This is a genomic window from Paragemmobacter kunshanensis (assembly GCF_011059185.1).
Taxonomy (GTDB): domain Bacteria; phylum Pseudomonadota; class Alphaproteobacteria; order Rhodobacterales; family Rhodobacteraceae; genus Paragemmobacter; species Paragemmobacter kunshanensis.
This window is the reverse complement of record NZ_JAALFE010000085.1, coordinates 1-1,454: the sequence shown is the minus strand read 5'-3', so window position 1 is coordinate 1,454 and position 1,454 is coordinate 1. Positions and strand designations below refer to the sequence as shown.

General features: G+C 67.3%; 4 protein-coding genes. All 4 read left to right on the top strand.

Going from position 1 to position 1,454, the window contains the following annotated elements:
* Window positions 1-19 precede the first annotated feature (19 nt).
* Window positions 20-109: a DUF6511 domain-containing protein gene (locus G5V65_RS22570; RefSeq protein WP_343162886.1), complete on the top strand. Its 90-nt coding sequence runs from the start codon at window positions 20-22 to the stop codon at window positions 107-109.
* Window positions 106-507, top strand: coding sequence for a hypothetical protein (locus G5V65_RS21830; RefSeq protein ID WP_156429245.1), 402 nt, complete (start codon window positions 106-108; stop codon window positions 505-507). The genes G5V65_RS22570 and G5V65_RS21830 overlap by 4 nt, the downstream gene beginning before the upstream one ends.
* Complete coding sequence (locus tag G5V65_RS21825; RefSeq protein WP_165054719.1) at window positions 494-1,261, top strand: hypothetical protein; 768 nt, start codon at window positions 494-496, stop codon at window positions 1,259-1,261. Before G5V65_RS21830 ends, G5V65_RS21825 begins: the two co-directional genes overlap by 14 nt.
* Window positions 1,258-1,454 (top strand): hypothetical protein (locus G5V65_RS21820; RefSeq protein WP_206526937.1); only part of this gene is annotated, 197 nt, incomplete at its 3' end. The genes G5V65_RS21825 and G5V65_RS21820, both read left to right, overlap by 4 nt.

Genomic DNA, 1,454 nt, shown 5'->3' with positions numbered 1-1,454 from the left:
CGAACTGACCGAGGCGCAGGTGCGCGCGCTGATCGAGGAAGCCGTCGAGGGCTTCCGCGAGGCCATGTCCGACATCGCCCGTGCGCAGACGCCGGAGGTGCCGTTTTGACCAAGCTCTGCACGAAGTGCGGCGTCGAAAAGGACGTCTGCGAGTTCGGCCGCCGACGGCTCAGCCCCGACGGGCGACAGTCCTGGTGCCGGGATTGTCGCCGCGAGTACCAGCGTGCCTATGCGCAGAACTTCCGCAATCCCGAGAGGCATCGGGAGGCGCAGCGCCGCTATCGGCTGCGCCACGCCGAGAAGAACCGAGCGCACAGCGTCGTCAGGAGCGCCGTCAAGGCGTGCCGGATCATCGTCCCGGTCTGGTGTCAGCGCTGTGGCTGCGTGACCGATCTCGAAGCGCATCATCACGATTATTCCGAGCCGCTCGCGGTCGAATGGCTCTGCTCGACCTGCCACGGGCTCGCCCACCGCAGCTATGACGGAGGCGAACATGCTGGACTATAACCGACGCCCCAGCTTCGCCGAGCGAGTCAACGCCGCCGTCGATCGGACGCTGACTGCCGATCAGTCCACACGGCCACTCCGCGACTATCTCGGCGGATCCCGCCTCGGCCATGCCTGCGAGCGCGCCCTGCAGTTCGAGTTCACGGCGACGCCGAAGGACGAGGGCCAGGACTTCAGCGGCCAGTCGCTGCGCATTTTCGCCATCGGCCATGCGCTCGAGGATCTGGCGGTCGCCTGGCTGCGCGGCGCGGGCTTTGACCTCTACACCCGGAAGGGCAACCGTCCCGATGGCGGCCAGTTCGGCTTCTCGGTCGCGGGCGGGCGCATCCGCGGTCATGTCGACGGCATCATCGCTGCGGGGCCCGAAGGCTTCGGTCTGGCCGTTCCCGCACTGTGGGAATGCAAGACGATGAACGCCAAGAACTGGCGCGCCTGCGTCAAGGACGGCGTGACCAAGTCGAAGCCGGTCTATGCCGCCCAGATCGCGGTCTATCAGGCCTACATGGAAACCAGCGTGCCAGGTATCAGCGCCGCGCCCGCCGTGTTCACCGCGATCAACAAGGACACGGCCGAGATGCACCACGAACTGGTGCCCTTCGACGCCGACCTCGCGCAGCGCATGTCCGACCGGGGCGTGCGGATCCTGCAGGCGACCGATGCGGGCGAGCTTCTGCCACGCGTAGCGACCACGCCCGACTTCTTCGAATGCCGCTTCTGCCCGTGGTCCGAGCGCTGCTGGGGGCTTCCGGCATGAGCGACGACGGTATCCTGCACTTCAACCCCTGGACGGACTTCAACGACGGGCCACCCTCCGAGAACCCGTTCGGCTGCGACCCCGACCCAGAGCAGATCGCCGTGTTCCTCGACACGGTCTTCAGCTGGTGCGAGGGGCTGATCCCGCTCCGCGGCTTCGTCGACAAGGGTCAGGGCCGGGACGGCAAGCCGCA

Coding starts and splice junctions, on each gene's coding strand:
- G5V65_RS21825 (WP_165054719.1), top strand. CDS start 494: ATGCTGGACTATAACCGACGCCCCAGCTTCGCCGAGCGAGTCAACGCC.